18 protein-coding genes and 1 pseudogene are annotated in these 17,859 nt (G+C 68.7%); 10 read left to right on the top strand and 9 right to left on the bottom strand.

Going from position 1 to position 17,859, the window contains the following annotated elements:
* Positions 1-174: 174 nt before the first annotated feature.
* Positions 175-1,674, top strand: coding sequence for a glycosyltransferase family 87 protein (locus ACFWJX_RS11570; RefSeq protein ID WP_383240348.1), 1,500 nt, complete (start codon positions 175-177; stop codon positions 1,672-1,674).
* 79 nt (positions 1,675-1,753) lie between these two features.
* Here the strand turns inward: ACFWJX_RS11570 and ACFWJX_RS11575 are convergent, their stop codons facing one another.
* From ACFWJX_RS11575 to ACFWJX_RS11585, 3 genes are all read right to left on the bottom strand, one after another.
* Positions 1,754-2,785: an alanine racemase gene (locus ACFWJX_RS11575; RefSeq protein ID WP_150471842.1), complete on the bottom strand. Its 1,032-nt coding sequence runs from the start codon at positions 2,783-2,785 to the stop codon at positions 1,754-1,756.
* 91 nt (positions 2,786-2,876) lie between these two features.
* Positions 2,877-3,998, bottom strand: coding sequence for a peptidoglycan bridge formation glycyltransferase FemX (gene femX / locus ACFWJX_RS11580; RefSeq protein WP_073491227.1), 1,122 nt, complete (start codon positions 3,996-3,998; stop codon positions 2,877-2,879).
* Between the two features lie 212 nt (positions 3,999-4,210).
* Positions 4,211-4,522 carry a hypothetical protein gene (locus tag ACFWJX_RS11585; protein ID WP_383240352.1) on the bottom strand — a complete coding sequence of 104 codons (312 nt, stop codon included), beginning with the start codon at positions 4,520-4,522 and terminating at the stop codon, positions 4,211-4,213.
* 286 nt (positions 4,523-4,808) lie between these two features.
* Between ACFWJX_RS11585 and rpsF the strand changes: the two genes are divergently transcribed.
* The 4 genes from rpsF to rplI all read left to right on the top strand — a co-directional run bounded on the left by rpsF (position 4,809) and on the right by rplI (position 6,571).
* A complete protein-coding gene (gene rpsF, locus ACFWJX_RS11590) occupies positions 4,809-5,099 on the top strand; it encodes a 30S ribosomal protein S6 (protein ID WP_006604399.1) in 291 nt (96 codons plus the stop codon).
* A gap of 80 nt (positions 5,100-5,179) precedes the next feature.
* Entirely contained in the window at positions 5,180-5,788 is a 609-nt protein-coding gene (locus ACFWJX_RS11595) for a single-stranded DNA-binding protein (protein ID WP_383240355.1), read from the top strand.
* Positions 5,789-5,869: 81 nt separating this feature from the next.
* Positions 5,870-6,106: a 30S ribosomal protein S18 gene (gene rpsR, locus ACFWJX_RS11600; RefSeq protein WP_020130672.1), complete on the top strand. Its 237-nt coding sequence runs from the start codon at positions 5,870-5,872 to the stop codon at positions 6,104-6,106.
* 18 nt (positions 6,107-6,124) lie between these two features.
* On the top strand, positions 6,125-6,571 hold the full coding sequence (gene rplI, locus ACFWJX_RS11605; RefSeq protein WP_383240358.1) for a 50S ribosomal protein L9: 447 nt from the start codon (positions 6,125-6,127) through the stop codon (positions 6,569-6,571).
* Between the two features lie 138 nt (positions 6,572-6,709).
* Here rplI and ACFWJX_RS11610 read toward each other — a convergent pair whose 3' ends face one another.
* Positions 6,710-8,047, bottom strand: coding sequence for an MATE family efflux transporter (locus ACFWJX_RS11610; protein WP_383240361.1), 1,338 nt, complete (start codon positions 8,045-8,047; stop codon positions 6,710-6,712).
* Between the two features lie 460 nt (positions 8,048-8,507).
* Here ACFWJX_RS11610 and dnaB point away from each other — a divergent pair, with 460 nt between their 5' ends.
* Both dnaB and ACFWJX_RS11620 read left to right on the top strand, forming a co-directional pair.
* Positions 8,508-9,983 carry a replicative DNA helicase gene (gene dnaB / locus ACFWJX_RS11615; RefSeq protein ID WP_073491231.1) on the top strand — a complete coding sequence of 492 codons (1,476 nt, stop codon included), beginning with the start codon at positions 8,508-8,510 and terminating at the stop codon, positions 9,981-9,983.
* Between the two features lie 144 nt (positions 9,984-10,127).
* A complete protein-coding gene (locus tag ACFWJX_RS11620; RefSeq protein WP_383240364.1) occupies positions 10,128-10,562 on the top strand; it encodes a TnsA-like heteromeric transposase endonuclease subunit in 435 nt (144 codons plus the stop codon).
* Positions 10,563-11,278: 716 nt separating this feature from the next.
* Here the strand turns inward: ACFWJX_RS11620 and ACFWJX_RS11625 are convergent.
* Together ACFWJX_RS11625 and ACFWJX_RS11630 are read right to left on the bottom strand one after the other, a co-directional pair.
* Positions 11,279-11,561 (bottom strand): annotated as a pseudogene (locus tag ACFWJX_RS11625) (helix-turn-helix domain-containing protein); the annotation flags it as partial.
* A gap of 38 nt (positions 11,562-11,599) precedes the next feature.
* The gene (locus tag ACFWJX_RS11630; RefSeq protein ID WP_383240367.1) at positions 11,600-12,163 is read right to left on the bottom strand and encodes a dihydrofolate reductase family protein; all 564 of its coding nucleotides are present in this window, start codon (positions 12,161-12,163) and stop codon (positions 11,600-11,602) included.
* Between the two features lie 302 nt (positions 12,164-12,465).
* Here ACFWJX_RS11630 and ACFWJX_RS11635 point away from each other — a divergent pair, with 302 nt between their 5' ends.
* A complete protein-coding gene (locus ACFWJX_RS11635) occupies positions 12,466-13,851 on the top strand; it encodes a serine hydrolase domain-containing protein (protein WP_383240370.1) in 1,386 nt (461 codons plus the stop codon).
* Positions 13,852-13,946: 95 nt separating this feature from the next.
* Here the strand turns inward: ACFWJX_RS11635 and ACFWJX_RS11640 are convergent, their stop codons facing one another.
* Both ACFWJX_RS11640 and ACFWJX_RS11645 read right to left on the bottom strand, forming a co-directional pair.
* A complete protein-coding gene (locus ACFWJX_RS11640; protein ID WP_383240373.1) occupies positions 13,947-14,399 on the bottom strand; it encodes a GNAT family N-acetyltransferase in 453 nt (150 codons plus the stop codon).
* A 9-nt stretch (positions 14,400-14,408) separates the two neighbouring features.
* The gene (locus ACFWJX_RS11645) at positions 14,409-14,873 is read right to left on the bottom strand and encodes a MarR family winged helix-turn-helix transcriptional regulator (RefSeq protein WP_383240375.1); all 465 of its coding nucleotides are present in this window, start codon (positions 14,871-14,873) and stop codon (positions 14,409-14,411) included.
* A 143-nt stretch (positions 14,874-15,016) separates the two neighbouring features.
* Here ACFWJX_RS11645 and ACFWJX_RS11650 point away from each other — a divergent pair, with 143 nt between their 5' ends.
* The gene (locus tag ACFWJX_RS11650) at positions 15,017-16,225 is read left to right on the top strand and encodes an MFS transporter (RefSeq protein ID WP_383240378.1); all 1,209 of its coding nucleotides are present in this window, start codon (positions 15,017-15,019) and stop codon (positions 16,223-16,225) included.
* Between the two features lie 114 nt (positions 16,226-16,339).
* On the top strand, positions 16,340-16,762 hold the full coding sequence (locus ACFWJX_RS11655; RefSeq protein WP_383240381.1) for a heme-binding protein: 423 nt from the start codon (positions 16,340-16,342) through the stop codon (positions 16,760-16,762).
* A 65-nt stretch (positions 16,763-16,827) separates the two neighbouring features.
* On the opposite strand, the gene ACFWJX_RS11660 is transcribed toward ACFWJX_RS11655, so the two are convergent.
* Entirely contained in the window at positions 16,828-17,694 is an 867-nt protein-coding gene (locus tag ACFWJX_RS11660; protein WP_383240384.1) for a GNAT family N-acetyltransferase, read from the bottom strand.
* Positions 17,695-17,859: the final 165 nt, after the last annotated feature.

Here is a 17,859-nt window from a genome sequence, read left to right on the forward strand (position 1 = left end):
CACCCCCAATCCCGCTAACTACTCCGCCGCCACCCCCTGTAACCCGCCAAAGGGCCCCCCAGCGCCTTTTCAAGATAAACTCCCGGATGTTTCACGTGAAACGAGGGCCGCCTCACCGGACCGGGTGGGGCGGCCCTCGGCGTTTTCCTAGGTCCGTACGGCAGGATGTGAGCCATGCCCAGTGCAGAATCGACGCCAGCGCGCGTGCACGAGCCGGAGCCGGTGCGGCCGACCAGGAACGACGAGGTGGCCGCGGCCGGCAGTGAGCTGATCGGCGGCCCTCTGGGGCGGCGAGCCCTGACCGGGACGTCCTGGCTGTCTCCTGTCCGGGTCGTCGCCCTCGTGGCCATCGGGATGTTCGCCCTCGGCCTGATTCAGAAGGCGCCCTGCTACAACGGCGGCTGGTTCTTCGGCGCGGTTTCCCAGTACACGCATGCCTGCTACTCGGACATCCCGCACCTGTACCAGGGGCGTGGATTCGCCGACGGACTCGTGCCGTACTTCGACAAGCTCCCCGGTGACATGCAGTACCTCGAATACCCGGTCCTCACCGGAGTGTTCATGGAGGTTGCCGCCTGGCTGACGCCGGGCAGCGGCAGCGCCCAGCACCAGGGCCAGTGGTACTGGATGGTCAACTCCGGGATGCTGATGGCGTGCGCGGCCGTCATGGCCGTCTGCGTGGCCCGGACGCACGCCCGTCGCCCCTGGGACGGTCTGCTGGTGGCCCTGGCACCCGCGTTCGCGCTCACCGCCACCATCAACTGGGATCTGCTGGCGGTCGCTCTGACGGCCGCAGCGATGCTGATGTGGTCACGCGGCCGGGCGCTCGCGTTCGGCGTTCTGCTGGGGCTCGCCACCGCCGCCAAGCTCTACCCCGTCTTCCTCCTGGGCCCGCTGTTCGTCCTGTGCTGGCGGGCGGGGAAGTGGCGGGACTTCGGTACGGCCCTGGGTGGTGCGCTCGTCGCCTGGCTGGTGGTGAACCTGCCGGTGATGGTCTTCGCCTTCGAAGGCTGGTCGAAGTTCTACACGTTCAGCCAGGAGCGGGGCGTCGACTTCGGGTCGTTCTGGCTGATCGTGGCCCAGAATTCCAGCGATCCGCTCACCACCGACAGCGTCAACACCCTCGCCACGCTGCTGGTCGTGGTGTGCGGACTGGGCATCGGGGCGCTGACGCTGACCGCTCCGCGGCGCCCCCGCTTCGCCCAACTGGCCTTCCTGATCGTGGCGGCCTTCATCCTCACCAACAAGGTCTACTCGCCGCAGTACGTCCTGTGGCTCGTGCCGCTGGCCGTACTGGCCCGGCCGAAGTGGCGGGACTTCCTGATCTGGCAGGCCTGCGAGGTGGCGTACTTCCTCGGTATCTGGCTGTACCTCGCGTACACCACCAGCGGAGACGCCCACAAGGGACTGCCGACCGACGGCTATCACTGGGCCATCGGAGTGCACCTGCTCGGGACGCTCTACCTGTGCGTCGTGGTGGTGCGGGACATCCTGATGCCCGAGCGGGACGTCGTCCGCCGGGCCGGGGACGACGATCCCTCGGGCGGGGTGCTCGACGGCGCGGAGGACGTGTTCGTCTTGGGAACCGCGGCCCGTCCCGCCCGGCACGCGGGCCACTTCGACGGACCGCAGGTGGAGTGGGGCAAGCAGGACACCGCCAACGGTTCGCCCTGAGCGAACACGGCGCGGTCCATCCACGCAAAAGGCCGTACACGGAGGCTCCGTGTACGGCCTTACGTCGTTGCCGTGCTGCTCAGCGGTCCATGATGCGGTCGAACTGCGTGGTGGTGTGGCGCAGATGGGCCACCAGCTCGTCGCCGACCGTCGGCTCCGGTGCGTCCGAAGGGACGAACAGGATGGACACCTGCATGTGCGGCGGTTCGGCGAACCAGCGCTGCTTGCCGCCCCAGACGAACGGAGACAGGTTCCTGTTCACCGTGGCCAGGCCGGCGCGCGCGACGCCCTTGGCACGCGGCATGACGCCGTGCAGGGCCTTGGGGGCCTCCAGCCCCACCCCGTGCGACGTACCGCCCGCCACGACCACCAGGTAGCCGTCGGAGGCCGCCTTCTGCTGCCGGTAGCCGAAGCGGTCGCCCTTGGCGACGCGCGTGACGTCCAGGACGGCGCCGCGGTACTCGGTGGCCTCGTGGTCCCCCAGCCACAGCCGCGTGCCGATGCGGGCACGGAAGCGGGTCTGCGGGAACTGCTGCTGCAGGCGGGCGAGTTCATCGGCCTTGAGGTGGCTGACGAACATCGTGTGCAGCGGCAGCCGGGCCGCACGCAGCCGGTCCATCCAGCCGATGACCTCCTCGACGGCGTCCGAGCCGTCGGTACGGTCCAGCGGCAGATGGATGGCGAAGCCCTCCAGGCGGACGTTCTCTATGGCGGCGTGCAGCTGTGGCAGGTCCTGCTCGCTGATGCCGTGCCGCTTCATCGAGGACATCACCTCGATCACCACGCGCGCACCCACGAGGCCGTAGACGCCGTCGATCGACGACACCGACCGCACGACCCGGTCGGGCAGCGGGACGGGCTCCTCACCGCGCCGGTACGGCGTCAGCACCAGCAGGTCACCGCCGAAGAAGTCCTTGATGCGCGCGGCCTCGTAGGTCGTGCCGACCGCGAGGATGTCCGAGCCCAGCCGGGTGGCCTCCTCGGCCAGCCGCTCGTGCCCGAAGCCGTAGCCGTTGCCCTTGCAGACCGGGACGAGCCCCGGGAACTGCTCCTGCACGTGCTTGTGGTGCGCCCGCCAGCGCGCGGTGTCGACGTAGAGCGTGAGCGCCATGGCCGGACCTGGAACCTTTCTCGTGGCTGCGGTGATTCAGAGGTGGGGAAGCTGTCGAGACGTATGACGCCATCGAAGCAGCTGACGGTGCTCAGCGGCGCGACATGTAGATGTCGAGCGCCTTGTGGAGCAGCTTGTTCAGCGGGAAGTCCCACTCGCCCAGGTACTCGGCGGCCTGTCCGCCGGTGCCGACCTTGAACTGGATCAGGCCGAACAGGTGGTCCGACTCGTCCAGGGAGTCGGAGATGCCGCGCAGGTCGTAGACGGACGCGCCGAGCGCGTAGGCGTCGCGCAGCATCCGCCACTGCATGGCGTTCGAGGGTCGGAACTCGCGGCCGATGTTGTCGGAGGCGCCGTAGGAGTACCAGACGTGTCCGCCGACGATCAGCATGGTCGCCGCCGAAAGGTTCACGCCGTTGTGGCGGGCGAAGTACAGGCGCATGCGGTTGGGGTCCTCGGTGTTGAGGGCCGTCCACATGCGCTGGAAGTACGACAGCGGGCGGGGCCGGAAGTGGTCGCGCACAGCCGTGATCTCGTAGAGCCGCTGCCACTCCTCGAGGTCGTGGTAGCCGCCCTGGACGACCTCGACACCGGCCTTCTCGGCCTTCTTGATGTTGCGGCGCCAGAGCTGGTTGAAGTTCCTGTGGACCTCTTCGAGGGAACGGTTCGCCAGCGGCACCTGGTAGACGTAGCGCGGCTGCACGTCGCCGAAGCCGGCACCGCCGTCCTCGCCCTGCTGCCAGCCCATCCGGCGCAGCTTGTCGGCGACCTCGAAGGCTCGCGGTTCGATGAAGTCGGCCTCGATGTCCCGCAGTCGCTTGACGTCCGGGTTCTGGATGCCCGCCTTGATGGAGACGGCCTCCCAGCGCCGGATGATCACCGGCGGCCCCATCTTCACCGAGAAGGCGCCCTGTTGCTTGAGGTGCGCGAGCATCGGTTCCAGCCACTCGGTCAGATTCGGCGCGTACCAGTTGATGACCGGGCCCTCGGGCAAGTAGGCGAGGTAACGCTTGATCTTGGGGAGCTGGCGGTAGAGAACGAGGCCTGCACCGACGAGTTCACCGGTCCTGCCGTCGAACCAGCCGAGGCTCTCCGACCGCCACTCGGCCTTGACATCGGCCCAGGCCGGAACCTGCATGTGGCTTGCCGACGGCAGGCTCTGGATGTACGCCAGATGCTGCTCGCGGCTGATCGTCCTCAGGGTCAGGCTCATTCGGGGCGCTCCTCGGGCTGGTGTGTCCCCATGGGTACAGGGGCTCCGGCTCTCGCGCCGAAGCCTACTGCGCCACGCGAGCGCCCCGACTGGGCGTACGGCACCTTCGCCCCGGCCTTGTGGACGGCTGGGGCGTTCCGCCGGGGTGGAGCCGGTCAGGCGCGGCTTCTTCGGCCGACGATGCCGGTGATGCCCGACCGGCGCCGGTCAGGTCACCAGAGGCCGCCGAAGAGGCCGCCGTGCGCCATGCCGAGGAAGAAGCCGATGCCGGAGGCACCGAGGCCCAGGATCAGGCCGAAGCGCTCACGGGTGGTCTCGGAGATCCACTGTCCGTAAGCGCCGGTGAAGATCCCCACGAGGCCGGCCCACGAGCTGAGCAGGTGGAGGCTGTGGAACATCGCCGTGATGAAGGCCACCGCTCCCAGGACCAGGGTGACGGCCGTGAGGGTGTCCTGGAGCGGATGGGGCCTGTTGTCGGTGGCGAAGAGGGAACCGGCGGTGGTGGGTCGCAATGCCTGTGCCATGAGGCACCTCCTGCGGAGAGCGGCGCATCGTAGCGCCATACACACCCGATGTGTACAGATTGACGGCCTCCCCGGCCGGATTTCAACCGGAAGCCGGTGTGCAGGTAGTCTGTACCCTCTGCACCGGTGTCTGCCCAGGCACAGCCGGGGAATCCGCCACCTGCGAGCGGGAACGTCGCGACGCGACCCCCGATTGTCAGTGGCGGCCGATACCGTTGCGTACGCATCACAACCCTCCTGCCACGGAACGACCGTGGCCGCTGAGTCCAAAGGAGGTGGGTTCCACATGCGTCACTACGAAGTGATGGTCATCCTCGACCCCGATCTCGAGGAGCGCGCTGTCTCCCCGCTGATCGAGAACTTCCTCTCCGTTGTCCGTGAGGGCAACGGAAAGGTGGAGAAGGTCGACACCTGGGGCCGTCGTCGTCTCTCGTACGAGATCAAGAAGAAGCCCGAGGGCATCTACTCGGTCATCGACCTTCAGGCAGAGCCTGCGGTCGTCAAGGAGCTCGACCGCCAGATGAACCTGAACGAGTCGGTCCTCCGGACCAAGGTCCTCCGCCCCGAAACCCACTGAGCTCTCTCGCTCAGCTGGTCTCGGGTTCCGAGTAGCAGCACTAGCAGCCAGCAGCAGCAAACCCGCCGAGAGGTTCCCCCATGGCAGGCGAGACCGTCATCACGGTCATCGGCAATCTTGTCGACGACCCCGAGCTGCGCTTCACCCCCTCCGGTGCGGCGGTCGCGAAGTTCCGTGTCGCGTCCACTCCCCGCACCTTCGACCGCCAGACGAACGAGTGGAAGGACGGCGAAAGCCTGTTCCTGACCTGCTCGGTCTGGCGTCAGGCGGCGGAGAACGTCGCTGAGTCGCTCCAGCGAGGCATGCGCGTCCTCGTGCAGGGCCGGCTGAAGCAGCGGTCCTACGAGGACCGCGAGGGCGTCAAGCGCACGGTCTACGAGCTGGACGTCGAGGAAGTCGGTCCCAGCCTGCGCAACGCCACGGCCAAGGTCACCAAGACCGCCGGCCGCGGTGGTCAGGGTGGTGGCGGTGGCTTCGGCGGAGCCGGTGGTGGCGGCGCCCAGGGTGGCGGCAGCTGGGGTGGAAACTCCGGCGGCGGCCAGCAGGGCGGCGGCGCTCCCGCCGACGACCCGTGGGCGACCGGCGCTCCCGCCGGTGGCAACCAGGGCGGCGGCGGTGGCGGCTGGGGTGGAAACTCCGGCGGCAGCGGCGGCGCTGGCGGCGGCTACTCGGACGAGCCCCCCTTCTAGGCCTTCGGGCCCGGTTCTCCGGGCCTGGTCGGGCCGAAGGCGGGTCGTATCCCAACTTCTTGATCACACAGGAGAATCACCATGGCGAAGCCGCCTGTGCGCAAGCCGAAGAAGAAGGTCTGCGCATTCTGCAAGGACAAGGTCACGTACGTGGACTACAAGGACACGAACATGCTGCGGAAATTCATTTCCGACCGCGGCAAGATTCGTGCCCGCCGCGTGACCGGCAACTGCACGCAGCACCAGCGTGACGTCGCCACGGCCGTGAAGAACAGCCGTGAGATGGCGCTGCTGCCCTACACCGCCCAGGCGCGATAAGGGAAGGGTGACCGAAAAATGAAGATCATCCTCACCCACGAGGTCTCTGGCCTCGGTGCCGCCGGCGAAGTCGTCGACGTCAAGGACGGCTACGCTCGCAACTACCTGATCCCGCGGAACTTCGCGATCCGCTGGACCAAGGGCGGCGAGAAGGACGTCGAGCAGATCCGTCGTGCTCGCAAGATTCACGAGATCCAGACCATCGAGCAGGCCAACGCTGTGAAGGCCCAGCTCGAGAGTGTCAAGGTCCGCCTGGCGGTCCGCTCCGGCGACGCCGGTCGTCTCTTCGGTTCCGTCACCCCGGCCGACATCGCCTCGGCGATCAAGGCTTCCGGTGGCCCCGAGGTCGACAAGCGCCGCATCGAGCTCGGTTCGCCGATCAAGACCCTGGGCGCCCACGAGACGTCCGTGCGTCTGCACCCCGAGGTGGCCGCCAAGGTCAACCTCGAGGTCGTCGCGGCCTGATCGCTGCGCTCGGCTTGTAGAGCTGAGAAGGGGCCGCATCCTCAGGGATGCGGCCCCTTCCGCATGCCTGGACCGATCCGGCGGCATCAGATCGGCGTTGCGATGTTTCACGTGAAACACCCGTTTCACGTGAAACGGTCAGCGGCTCGCGCCGGTGACCAGCCAGCGTCCCGAACGGGTGCGCAGCCAGAGAGTCAGCATGCGGACCACCATCATCAGCGTCATCGCTCCCCAAAGTGCCGTGAGACCGCCACCGAGAGCGGGGACCAGCAGGGCGACCGGGGCGAAGACCGCCAGAGTTACCACCATCGCCCAGGCGAGATACGGCCCGTCGCCCGCCCCCATCAGTACGCCGTCCAGGACGAAGACGATGGCACAGACCGGCTGGGACAGGGCCACCACCAGCAGAGCAGGCAGGGCGGCGTCCTTGACCCCAGGGTCCCCGGTGAATAGAGGCAGGAACAGTGGCCGGGCCAGCACCACGAGCAGGGCCAGCACGACACCCACGGCAATGCCCCACTCGACCATGCGGCGGCAGACGACCCGGGCACCCTGGGGGTCGTCGGCACCGAGGTAGCGCCCGATGATCGCCTGTCCGGCGATGGCGATGGCGTCGAGGGCGAAGGCCAGCAGGCTCCACAGCGACAGGACGATCTGATGTGCCGCGATGTCCGCGTCACCGAGGCGGGCCGCAACGGCGGTGGCGATCATCAGTACGGCCCGCAGGGACAGCGTGCGCACCAGCAGGGGCACTCCGGCCTGGGCCGAGGCCCGGATGCCGGCGGCGTCGGGGCGCAACGAGGCGCCATGCCGACGGGCACCTCGGACCACGACGACGAGGTAGACGGCGGCCATGCAGCACTGGGCGATGACCGTGCCCCAGGCGGAGCCCGCGATGCCGAGGTCCGCGCCGTAGACGAGACCGACGTTCAGCAGGGCGTTGGCGACGAAGCCTCCGATGGCGACGTAGAGCGGGGTCCTCGTGTCCTGGAGGCCGCGCAGAACGCCGGTCGCGGCGAGGACGACCAGCATGGCCGGGATACCCAGTGCCGAAATACGCAGATAGGTGATCGCATACGGGGCGGCTGTTTCGGAGGCGCCGAAGAGTTCCACGAGCGAGGGGGCGGTGGGCAGAACCAAGGCGATCACGGCCGCGCCGAGCAGCAGTGCCAGCCAGATGCCGTCCATGCCCTGGCGGATGGCGGCCGGGAGATCGCCGGCGCCCACACGGCGTGCGACGGCCGCCGTGGTGGCGTAGGCGAGGAAGACGAAGATGCTGACCGCTGTGGTCAGGAGGGCGGAGGCCACGCCGAGTCCGGCGAGTTGCGCGGTGCCGAGGTGGCCCACGATGGCGCTGTCGGCAAGGACGAAGAGGGGCTCGGCGACGAGCGCGCCGAAGGCCGGGACGGCCAGTGCGACGATCTCTCGATCGTGCTGTCGCCGGGTGGCCTTGGGGATCGTGGGAGCCGGTGTCATGGCCACCAATCTAACCGTCCACAGGTAAGAGATGCAATTGCCTAGTGACCCTTACTTGGTGACTCCCTGTGTGTGCTCCCCTGCACCCTTCGCAGCGATCTTGATCCGATTGGGAAAGTTTTTCTCCTGCACAGCCGGTGGACGGGAAAACCGCTGGTCAGGGAGTTCAGGGAGGGAAAGGAGAGTGCTTGTTCACAGGGCTGTCCACCGGGTCGTGCACAGGTTTGGCGCAGTTCTCCACAGCATCGGGGCCGTCGTCCACATGGCCTGTGGATAACCAGATTGGCTGACGTGGCCCGCGGGCCTACCGTGGTCCGGCGCCCGCTCCGTTCGGCGACCGTGAAAGTCTCACAAAACCGACGCGTCCGAACCGGAGTTGGGCCTCTTAGTTGTCAGTGCCGTGCCGTAGAAATATGGGGCGCGGCGAGGTCCGCTCCGCGGACGGGAGGAGGTGGCTCGGTTGAGCATTTCCGAGCCCTTGGACGATCCGTGGGCCGACAGCGGTCCCAGTGATCGTCTGCCCCCTGCACGTCGGCGCGACGGGGGCCGCGGGCGTGACGAGCAGCATGACCGGGGCCGGGACAGCGGGGAGTGGGACGGGGGCGGGACGCCCTTCGAGCGGGTGCCGCCTCAGGACCTCGACGCGGAGCAGTCGGTACTCGGCGGCATGCTCCTGTCCAAGGACGCCATTGCCGACGTCGTCGAGATCCTCAAGGGCCACGACTTCTACAAGCCGGCGCACGAGACGATCTACCAGGCCGTCCTCGACATCTATGCCAAGGGTGAGCCGGCCGACCCCATCACGATCGCCGCCGAGCTCACCAAGCGCGGCGAGATCAACAAGGTCGGCGGTGCGTCGTACCTGCACACGCTGGTCCAGACCGTGCCGACGGCGGCGAACGCGGAGTACTACGCGGAGATCGTGCACGAGCGCGCGGTCCTGCGTCGTCTGGTCGAGGCCGGCACCCGCATCACCCAGATGGGATACGCGGGCGACGACGACGTCGACGAGATCGTCAACCGCGCCCAGGCCGAGATCTACGCCGTCACCGAGCAGCGCACCAGCGAGGACTACCTCCCGCTCGGCGACATCATGGAGGGCGCGCTCGACGAGATCGAGGCGATCGGCTCGCGCAGCGGCGAGATGACCGGCGTGCCCACCGGCTTCACCGACCTGGACTCGCTCACCAACGGGCTGCACCCCGGCCAGATGATCGTCATCGCGGCCCGGCCCGCCATGGGTAAGTCCACGCTCGCCCTGGACTTCGCCCGCGCGGCCTCGATCAAGCACAACCTGCCCAGCGTCATCTTCTCCCTCGAGATGGGGCGCAACGAGATCGCGATGCGCCTGCTGTCCGCCGAGGCCCGTGTCGCCCTGCACCACATGCGCTCCGGCACGATGACGGACGAGGACTGGACCCGTCTGGCCCGCCGGATGCCCGAGGTGTCGTCCGCACCGCTCTACATCGACGACTCGCCGAATCTGTCGATGATGGAAATCCGCGCGAAGTGCCGCCGGCTGAAGCAGCGCAACGACATCAAGCTCGTGATCATCGACTACCTCCAGCTGATGCAGGCCGGTGGCTCCAAGCGCTCCGAGAGCCGTCAGCAGGAGGTCTCGGACATGTCCCGTAACCTCAAGCTCCTCGCCAAGGAGCTGGAGGTCCCGGTGATCGCGCTCTCCCAGCTGAACCGTGGTCCCGAGCAGCGCACGGACAAGAAGCCGATGGTGTCCGACCTGCGTGAGTCCGGCTCCATCGAGCAGGATGCCGACATGGTGATCCTGCTGCACCGCGAGGACGCGTACGAGAAGGAGTCGCCGCGCGCGGGCGAGGCGGACATCATCGTGGGCAAGCACCGTAACGGTCCGACGGCCACGATCACGGTGGCCTTCCAGGGCCACTATTCCCGCTTCGTGGACATGGCGCAGACCTGATCGGCATGCGTAGGGTCTCAGATTCCGTGGCACAGTCTCAGCCGTGATGGGGACGTGCTGTGAGGAGTGGGCGAGACTGCTCTTCGCGGATTTTGATCCCTCCGTACACCGCATCGTGGCCAGCCCTTTCTGCTGAAAGCCGGAGTGGATGGGAAGCCCCGCAAGAACATCCCGGACTATCTGTTGATGACCGACCAGGTGCCGGTAGTCGTGGACGTCAAGCCCCTGCACCGGTTGTCCGAGCCCGAGGTGGCCTTCACCTTCGACTGGACTCGACGGGTGGTGGAGTCGCGGGGACGGCAGTACGAGGTGTGGAGCGGGCCGCTGGCGGCACAATTGGAGAAGATCCGCTTCCTGGCCGGCTACCGCAGGAACTTCCTGTTGAGCCCCGACCTTCTGGACGAGATCCTCGGCGCTGGCCTCGATGGAGTCCCGTTGGGGCAGGCCCCGCGCCGTTTGCCTGGCCGTCCGGAGCTCCACGTGCGGTCCGCGGTCCATCACCTGATCTGGACAGGTCGCCTTATCACCGATCTCGACCAACCGCTCAGCCCTTCACGGCTGTTGCGGACGGCTCCATGAGCAGGGCCGGGGCCCGGGGCGGAGTCGGTACGTGCTTCCGCTGCGACCGGGAAACCGTCGAGGTGGTGGATATGTCCTCGACCACGGCGGGCAACGAAGTGGCCCTGAAGGACGGCCGGGGCGGGTGCTGCGCCTGTCCCTGAAGGACCTGCTGTTCTCCGACCGCGCAGCCGTGATCCCCGACCAGCCGGGTCGGCAGCCGACGACGCCGAGGAGATCGCCGCGGTGGTGCAGGGACAGCTGCACGAAGACGAGCGACGAAAGATCCCCACCAGGTGAAGCCAGCGTCGTGCAGCGGTCCGATCACGCCCTTGGCCTTGGCCGCGTCAGAGGGCGTGGCGCCGCCCAGCACGAACTCGAAGGGGTGCTCGGCCCCGGCCGCACGGTGCCTACGCACGTATCCGACCAGATCACGTATTTCGGCCACATCCGGCAGAGGACCATGCCGGGCCGTCTCGAGGAGCGGCACCGCACCATCCCACTGCGCTGCCCGCCGCATGGGCCGGTGGCGCAGCCAGGAGCCGCCGATCCAGACTGGCGGACAGGGCCGCTGCACCGTGGCAGGCATCAGCGTCGACCACGGTGGTGCACCGAGTCGCCGGACCAGAAACGCCTCAACAACTCCAGATCCTCGTCCAGCTGCTCAGCGAGGAGCGTGGCCCGGCGATGTCACCGAAACTGCGGTACTCGTCATCGATTGCTGGCAGCTATTCGGTTGTGGAGCGGGCGCTGAACGAGCCGAGCGAGGTGCAGCCGACCTCCAGCACGCCTCGGTGACGGTCCGGTCGCTGCATCTCAGCAACGCCTTCGCCCGCTCGATGCGGCGGTCTTCAGGTACCTGTGGGGCGTCCTGCCGTATGCGGCGGGGAACTGGCGGGCGAAGCGTGAGGGCGACATCAGGGCTGCCCGCACCGTCGCGGGCCAGTCGAGCGGTTCGGCGTACTCGCGGTCCATGAGGTCGCGTGCGCGGCGCAACCGAGCCAGCTCCTCCGGTGTCACCCGCGGAGCATATGAGCCCGTGATTCCCGGACGGGCGCTCAGCGCCTCGTCTCGTACCTGGTCAGGATCACGCCGCAGGGAAGCGTCCGCGTCTCCACCAGGTTCAGGTTCACCCAGCTGTCCAGCGCGGCGAAGAACGGCGTGCCGCCGCCCACCAGGACCGGCGCGGTGGCCAGCACGTACTCGTCAATCAGCCCGGCCCGCATGGCAGCCCCGGCGAGCGTCGCGCCGACGATGTGCATCGGGCCGCCGTCCTCGGCCTTGAGCCGGGTGATCTCGGCGACCGCGTCGCCGGTGACCAGGCGGGTGTTCCAGTCGACTTTGTCGATCGTCGAGGAGAACACCACCTTCGACATGTCCCGCCAGCGGCGTGCGTACTCGATCTCCGCCGGGGTGGCGTCGGGCTGCTGGTCGGCGGTCGGCCAGTGGGAGCTCATCCCCTGCCACAGCTTGCGTCCGTACAGCGCCAGGTCGGTCGCCTGCAACTGGTCGGACCAGAACTGGAAGAGCTCGTCGCTCGGCACGCTCCAGCCGATGTCGTCGGCGGGCGCGGCGATGTAGCCGTCCAGGGTCAGGTTCATGCCGTAGGTCAATTTCCGCATGGCACCAGGCTTCCGTGAGTCGGTCTCACGCGTACAGACCGGCGCGGCGCGGGAAACTCATCGGTGCGCGATCTGAGTTCGCATGTAGTCCTCGTGCTCGGTGGCTCAGCCGCAGCCTCATCGTTCCGCCGAGAAAATCATCGATCTGAGACTGATCTTGGGTGACATCGCGGTGAGATAGCCGAGAACCAGCAGAGAACCAGCAGGTCACAGAAGATCGACGTGTCATCGGCGGCGAGACCCTGCCATGCCCTGGGCGAAATGGGCTCGACTCCGGCCGAGCCGCCGGGTGGACTGGGCTCATGACGACACCTCTGGAAGAGCTGCTTCCCGGCACCCGGCGGGCGCTGCTGCACCGGATCGCCGTTGCCCAGTCCGAGGGGCGGGCGCCCTCGCTCGTCGCCGCGGTGGTGCGGGACGGTCGGGCTGTGTGGCACGGGGCGCGGACCTGCGTCGACGGGCACGCGCCGGACGAGAACGTGCAGTACCGGATCGGCTCGATCACCAAGACCTTCACGGCCGTTCTCGTGCTGCGGCTGCGCGACGAAGGGGCGCTCGACCTCGAGGACCCGCTGGAGAAGCATCTGCCGGGCTCGGGTGTCGGTGAGGCCACCGTCGCCCAGCTTCTCGCTCACACCGGCGGATTGGCGGCCGAGTCACCCGGTCCGTGGTGGGAGCGGACTCCGGGATCGCTGCGTCCCGATCTCTCCGACGTTCTCGGTGACCGGCCCGCCGTGCATCGGCCGGGGCGTCGTTTCCACTACTCCAACCCCGGCTACAGCGTCCTCGGGGCTCTTGTCGAAGGACTCCGGGGTGCGCCGTGGGAGGAGGTACTACGGCGGGAAGTGCTCGAACCCCTGGGCCTGGATCGCACGAGTGCACGACCCCTGGCTCCCCAGGCGGGTGGCTGGGCGGTGCACCCCTGGGCCGATGTGATGCTGCCCGAACCCAGCGAGGACTTCGGCCGGATGGCCGCGGCCGGGCAACTCTGGTCCACGAGCGGTGATCTCGCGCGGTTCGCCGCCTTCCTGATCCGAGGGGACGACCGGGTGCTGAGCGCGGAGACCCTCAAGGAGATGCGGACGCCCGCGGCGCCGGCCGAACTCACCGACCTCGCGGACGGCGGCACCTACGGGCTCGGGATGCGGATCGAGAACCTCGGCGGCCGGGTGCTGGTGGGGCACTCCGGATCGGTGCCGGGATTCCTGGCCGGACTCACGATCAGTGTGGCCGACGACGTCGCCGCGGTGGTCCTCGCCAACTGCACGTCCGGCCCGATGGTGACTCAGGTCGCCGCCGACCTCGTACGCATCGTGGCCGAGGCTGAGCCGCGGATTCCGGAGCCGTGGCGGCCGCTGCGCGACGCCGATCGGTCCGTCGTGGAGCTGGCGGGCCAGTGGTACTGGGGGACCAGTCCGTTCGCCCTGCGGGTCACGGCCGACGGCCATGTCTCCCTCGGGCCGCTCTCCGGCGGTGGGCGGCGCTCGCGGTTCCGGGCGAACGGTGACGGAACGTGGACGGGGCTGGAGGGCTACTTCGCCGGCGAGCCTCTGCGGGTCGTGCGGCGACCGGACGGCACCGTGGACCACCTCGACCTCGGGTCGTTCGTGTTCACTCGCCAGCCGTACGACGAGCGGGCCGAGGTGCCCGGCGGTGTGGACGCGGAGGGATGGCGGGGGATCGGCTAGCGCTTACGGGAGAGAAGGCGTCGTGTTTCACGTGAAACACGACGCCTTCTCCTTTTGACGTCCGGGTTCTGTGCCGGGGTCGACGTCCGGGTGCTTCAGAGCTGGAGCTTGAAGCCGACGTGCGAGGCCTCGAAACCCAGTCGCTCGTAGAAGCGGTGGGCGTCGGTGCGCGTGCTGTCGGAGGTCAGCTGGACCAGTCGGCAGTTCTCCCGCCTGGACTCTTCGATCGCCCACTCGATGAACCGGGTGCCCAGGCCACTGCCGCGCTCGTCGGAGTGGACGCGTACGCCCTCGATGATCGACCTGGTAGCCCCGCGCCGGGAGAGACCGGGCACGATCGTCAGTTGGAGGGTGCCCACGACCCGTCCCTCGCGCACGGCGACGACCAGGCGCTGGTTCGGGTCGGCACTGATCCGTTCCAGCGCGCCGAGGTACGGGGCGAGGTCGTCGGGCGACTCACGCCGCGCACCCAGGGGGTCGTCCGCGAGCATGCCGACGATCGCGGGGATGTCCTTGACGACGGCGGCGCGTATTTCGAGATCTCCCATGGCCGCACCTTATGCAGCGGCGGAGGCCTTCAGGGACTCCACGACCCGGACCAGCGGGGCCAGCTCCGGGTTCTTCGCCGCGTCGTCGAGGGCTTCGCGAAGGGCGGCGTCGTTGGTTGGCCGGGCCTCGTCGAGCAGCTTCAGGCCGGTTTCGGTGACGTTCGTGTAGATGCCGCGGCGGTCGGTGGGGCACAGGTAGCGCTCGAGCAGGCCACGATCCTCGAGGCGGGTGACCAGCCGCGTGGTCGCGCTCTGGCTGAGGACGACGGCGTCGGCGACCTGCTTCATCTGCAGATGGCCCCCCTCGTCGTCGTGCTGACGGCTGAGGACGTCGAGGAGGGAGTACTCGCGCACGCTCAGGTCGTGCCGAGCCTGGAGAGCGCGCTCGATGTGGGCCTCGATCCTGCCGTGGAGCAAGGAGAGGGCGCACCAGCCCTGGGCGAGAGCGGTGAGCGCGGGGTCCGTCGCAGTCATGGGTGTTCTCCTCCGTCCCGGTGCGGCTGGATCCCAGGATAGGGCAACCGCGCAATAGACCGCGGTTGCATATAACCCGCGTGTGCAACTATTGTGAACGCACCCAAAGCGCTCCTGCAATCAATTGGAAGGTCCACCCCACCATGCCTCTCGCGCTACTGGCCCTCGCGATCGGGGCCTTCGGAATCGGAACGACCGAGTTCGTGATCATGGGCTTGCTGCCCGAGGTCGCGGGCGACTTCGGAGTCTCCATCCCCACGGCCGGCTTCCTGGTGACCGGCTACGCGCTCGGTGTCGTGCTCGGCGCCCCGCTGATGACCGTCCTCGGCACCAAGGTGTCCCGCAAGCGGATGCTGATGCTGCTGATGGGCCTGTTCGTCATCGGCAACCTCCTGTCCGCGGTCGCCCCCGCCTTCGCCGTCATGCTCGTCGGCCGGGTAGTCGCCTCGCTCGCCCACGGCGCGTTCTTCGGCATCGGCTCGGTCGTCGCGGCCGAGCTGGTCGCCCCGGACAAGAAGGCCGGCGCCATCGCGATGATGTTCACCGGCCTCACCGTCGCCAACGTCGTCGGTGTCCCGCTGGGCACCCTCGTCGGGCAGACCGTCGGCTGGCGCGTGACCTTCGGCATCGTCGCGCTCCTCGGCGTCCTCGGCCTGGCGGGCATCGCCAAGCTCGTGCCCGAACTGCCCCGCGCGGAGGGCGTACGCCTGCGACACGAACTGGCCGCCTTCAAGAACACCCAGGTCCTGCTCGCCATGGCGATGACCGTCCTCGGCTTCGGCGGTGTCTTCGCGGCCATCACCTACATCGCGCCGATGATGACCCATGTGACCGGCTTCGCCGAGGGTTCCGTCACCTGGTTGCTCGTCCTCTTCGGGCTCGGCATGGTGGGCGGCAACCTCGTCGGCGGCAGGTACGCCGACCGTTCCCTGATGCCGATGCTGTACGTCTCCCTGGGCAGCCTGGCGGTCGTCCTGGCCCTGTTCACCCTGACCGCACACAACAAGGTCCTCGCGGCCGTCACGATCGTCCTGATCGGCGCCCTGGGCTTCGCCACGGTCCCGCCGCTCCAGAAGCGGGTCCTCGACCAGGCGCACGGCGCTCCGACGCTCGCCTCGGCGGTGAACATCGGCGCCTTCAACCTCGGCAACGCCCTCGCCGCCTGGCTCGGCGGCCTCGTCATCGCCGGAGGCCTCGGCTACACCGCCCCGAACTGGGTCGGCGCCGCCCTCGCCGCAGCGGCTCTTGTCCTCGCCCTCGTCTCGGCCGCGCTGGAGCGCCGCGACGGCGCCGCCAGTGCCGTCGTCGCCGGACGGACTCCGGCCGAACAGCCGGCAGCCGTCCACCACTGAGCCGCTCGCAGGCGCGGAGCCAGGGCCGTCCCCGCGACCCTGGGTTCACCCACCCCCACGAGAAACACCGCACAGATCTCCCCCACAAGAAGCACCCGCAAGGAGAAGACCCCCATGAGCACCACCGGCGCTGTCGCGCCCCTCACCATCCACGACGCCGACGTCCTCCTCGCGGCCGCCCGCCGCGCAGCCGAGGCCGCAGGGGTCACGGTCAGCGTCACCGTCCTGGACGCGGGTGGCCATCTACTGGCCTTCCGCCGAGACGACCGCGCCGTGCTGATCTCCGGCGAGACGAGCACGCGCAAGGCCTACACGGCGCTTCAGCTGAACACCCCCACAGCCGACCTCGTCGACGCCGTCCAGCCCGGCGGCCTGTTCCACACTCTGCCCACCGCCCTCGACAGGCCGCTGCTGTTCATCGCGGGCGGCGTGCCGGTTCACCGTGACGGGCGGCTGATCGGGGCCGTCGGCGTGGGAGGAGGTGCGCCGGAGCAGGACCACGGCTTCGCCACCGCGGCCGTGGAGGCGCTGGCCTGACCCAGGCGTTCGGACCACGCCGGGTCCCGGGGCTCTCGGGACCCGGCATCGCGTCTGCGGATGCCTCAGCCGGCCGCCACCGTCAGCGGTGCGAACCGTCGCGTCCAGTCGCCGGGCAGCTCTGTGATGCCGTAGGCCATAACGGTGTTGAAGGCGGCGGAGGCCAGGCCGCGCTCCTTGAGCCAGGTCAGCAGTTCCTCGTGCCGGACGTCGATGTCGGTGCGCAGCGGACGGTCGGTGTGCTCGGCCAGGGACACCACGAGAGACTTCGCCGTCTCCGTGTCCTGTGCGATCAGCGGCCCCACCACATGCGTGTCCATGTTGGGCCAGGCGGCCGCGTAGCCGACGATCCGGCCGCTGACCTCGGCGACCCGCACCTGGTCGGCGAACGCGGGCAGCCGGACGATCACGGGGGTGCGGTCGGTGCCGAACACCTCCTCGTCCAGGCGGAGGATCGAGGTGAGGTCCTCCGCCGTGGCCGCACGCGTCGGGACGCGGGGTCCCGCTCCACCGGGCGTGAAGCGGCCGACCATCATCTCGGCGCGGCCCGTGGTCTTGAACCCCAACTCCTCGTACAGCGGACGGCCGTTCGGTGTCGCGTGCAGGGTCAGCGGGGTCGTGTCCATGACGGAGGTGATGTGCCGCATGAGTCGGCGGCCGACGCCCTGCCGGGCATGCCGTTCGGCGACCAGCACCATGCCGATGGCCCCGAGAGCGGGACGGCCGTGAGGGCCGTACTCGGTGACCACGCAGGCGCTGACGAGACCCCCGTCCGGGTCGTCGATGCCGTACCCCTTTCCGGCGGTGAGGAGGAGGCCCCACTTGTGTTCCTCGCGCGGCCACCCCCTGTCCTCGGACAAGTCGGCGCAGGCGATGAGGTCGCGGTGCGTCAGACGGCGGACGGGGAGAGCGGGGAGGGAAGGAGTCGGCACGCAGGTCAGGCTGTCCGACCGGTGCCTCCGGCGTCCACCTGTTTCCCCAGAGTCGTATGCGCTTTTGGCCAAGCCGTGGCCCACTGCACGGCGTGGCGACAACCAGGCGTCGTTTCACGTGAAACATCGGCGGGTGGGTCCCCGAAGGGCTGGGCCGAAGCGCCG

The organism is Streptomyces sp. NPDC058335, assembly GCF_042723915.1.
Taxonomy (GTDB): Bacteria; Actinomycetota; Actinomycetes; order Streptomycetales; family Streptomycetaceae; genus Streptomyces.